The 2199-nt window shown below is 36.7% G+C and carries 3 protein-coding genes; 2 read left to right on the forward strand and 1 reads right to left on the reverse strand.

The features are described 5' to 3' along the window. Nucleotides 1-35: 35 nt before the first annotated feature. Nucleotides 36-191, reverse strand: coding sequence for a hypothetical protein (locus QS62_RS12115; RefSeq protein ID WP_197496311.1), 156 nt, complete (start codon nucleotides 189-191; stop codon nucleotides 36-38). A 137-nt stretch (nucleotides 192-328) separates the two neighbouring features. Here QS62_RS12115 and QS62_RS11665 point away from each other — a divergent pair, with 137 nt between their 5' ends. Together QS62_RS11665 and uspE are read left to right on the forward strand one after the other, a co-directional pair. Next, the gene (locus QS62_RS11665; protein ID WP_066110372.1) at nucleotides 329-1099 is read left to right on the forward strand and encodes an FNR family transcription factor; all 771 of its coding nucleotides are present in this window, start codon (nucleotides 329-331) and stop codon (nucleotides 1097-1099) included. A gap of 81 nt (nucleotides 1100-1180) precedes the next feature. Next, entirely contained in the window at nucleotides 1181-2119 is a 939-nt protein-coding gene (uspE, locus tag QS62_RS11670; RefSeq protein WP_066110374.1) for a universal stress protein UspE, read from the forward strand. Nucleotides 2120-2199: the final 80 nt, after the last annotated feature.

Below are 2199 nucleotides of genomic sequence, written 5' to 3' on the forward strand. Positions count from 1 at the left end.
GTCTGAATCTGCACTTACAACAAGTGCAGATTTTTTTATGCTCTCTCGACAAGTATTGTCTCACTGCTCACCTGTACTGTGGTTTGCTGCTTTTGATAATGACAGCTGCGATAAAAAAAGGCGCTTAATAAAATCGCCAACATTACTAAAATTTGGATTAACCGTTTCTTCGTTAATTTCTCTGCCGCCATATGTAAAGTTTTACCTCAAAAGATGTATTTTATGCTTCTTAATAAATATCTTTTATGATACCATTTCTTGCGTTAGATCAAAATTTTTTAGATAATGCTGCCATTTTGTTGCAGCATTTTAGATGAGGTTTTCATAGATGAAAGGACTAGTCGAGAGCCGCGTTGGACGCAGAATTCAATCTGGTGGATGCGCTATTCACTGCCAAGATTGTAGCATTAGCCAATTATGTATTCCATTTACCCTCAATGAGCATGAGCTAGATCAATTAGATAATATTATCGAACGTAAAAAGCCTATCCAGAAATCTCAAATTCTTTTTAAAGCTGGTGATGAATTAAAATCACTTTACGCTATTCGTTCTGGCACCATTAAAACTTATACCATTAGTGAAAGTGGCGAAGAACAAATTACCTCATTCCATTTGCCTGGTGATTTAGTTGGTTTTGACGCTATTCATAGTATGCACCACCCAAGCTTTGCACAAGCGCTCGAAACCTCTATGGTATGTGAAATCCCATTTGATATTCTCGATGACCTCGCAGGTAAAATGCCAAAATTACGTCAACAAATTATTCGTTTAATGAGTAATGAAATTTTAAGTGATCAAGAGATGATTTTATTGCTCTCTAAAATGAATGCGGAAGAAAAATTGGCAGCTTTTATTTATAACTTATCTAAACGTTATTCAGCACGTGGATTCTCTGCTAGAGAATTCCGCCTCACAATGACACGCGGTGATATTGGTAACTATCTAGGTTTAACCGTTGAAACCATCAGCCGTTTGCTCGGTCGTTTCCAAAAAACAGGTATGTTATCTGTACAAGGAAAATATATTACTATCAACGATATGCCAGCATTAGTCGAATTAGCAGGCTCAACAAAAGTTAAACTTCGTTTAGCCATTTAAATAATTAAATTCGCTAATAACTTGCTTTCACTATTGACCTCCTTATAATAAACATGGAACTACTTAATAAGGAGGTTTTTTATGCATTTCAACAATATCCTTGTGGTGATTGATCCGGAAAATCAAAAACAAGCCGCTCTCGAACGTGCTTTACACCTCATAAAACAACAAAATAGTTCACAGCCTGTCACTCTTACTGCCTTTCTCGCTATTTATAATCTTTCTTATGCTGTCAGTGTTACCCATTCCTCGGCTGAACGTGAAGAGATGATTGCTGCGATAATCGAAGATAAAAAAGTATGGCTCAATGAATTACTAAAATCTTACTCTCTTGAAGGAATTCAACTTAAAATTCAGATTGTTTGGGAAAGTAACGAAGCCGATGCAATTGAAAAAGAGATTGTGAAACATCATCATGATTTAGTCGTCAAATTTACTCACCAAGAAGATGATCTTTCTGCGTTGATTTTTACTCCAACTGACTGGCAATTATTACGTAAATCATCTTGTCCAATTTTGATGGTAAAAGATGGTGATTGGCAGCACCAACGCCGTATTCTCGTTGCGGTAAATGTGTCTGATGATGAACCTTACCACGATGCGTTCAACAAACAACTCGTTGGTTTGAGTATGAGCTTAGCGCAAAGTTTAGATCGCGGTAATATTCATTTAGTTACTGCTTATCCAACTGCTCCTGTTGGTATTACGATGGATTTACCTGAATTTAGCGTTCCTGATTATGGTAATAGTATTCGCGGTCAGCACCTTATCAATATGAAAGCATTACGCCAACATTTTGGTATTGATGAAGATCACACCCACGTTTATGAAGGATTACCAGAAGAAGTGATTCCTAAAGTTGCCCAAGATATTGGTGCGGAATTGGTGGTATTAGGTACTATTGGTCGTACTGGTCTTTCTGCTGTGTTATTAGGCAATACCGCAGAACATGTGATTAGCCATTTAAATTGTAATTTACTAGCAATTAAACCAGCGAAAAATATCCCACCTGAAGCGTAAATAATTAAGTTGATCTAAGAAAGGTCTAGCAAAATAGCTAGACCTTTCGTTTAGTATCTTTTAGGGCCTAATAGACAAAA

The organism is Gallibacterium salpingitidis (genome assembly GCF_001678495.1).
Lineage (GTDB): Bacteria > Pseudomonadota > Gammaproteobacteria > Enterobacterales > Pasteurellaceae > Gallibacterium > Gallibacterium salpingitidis.

Excerpts from the sequence above, each read along its gene's own strand:
- uspE (WP_066110374.1), top strand. The coding sequence starts at position 1,181 with ATGCATTTCAACAATATCCTTGTGGTGATTGATCCGGAAAATCAAAAA.
- QS62_RS11665 (WP_066110372.1), top strand. The coding sequence starts at position 329 with ATGAAAGGACTAGTCGAGAGCCGCGTTGGACGCAGAATTCAATCTGGT.
- QS62_RS12115 (WP_197496311.1), bottom strand. The coding sequence starts at position 191 with ATGGCGGCAGAGAAATTAACGAAGAAACGGTTAATCCAAATTTTAGTA.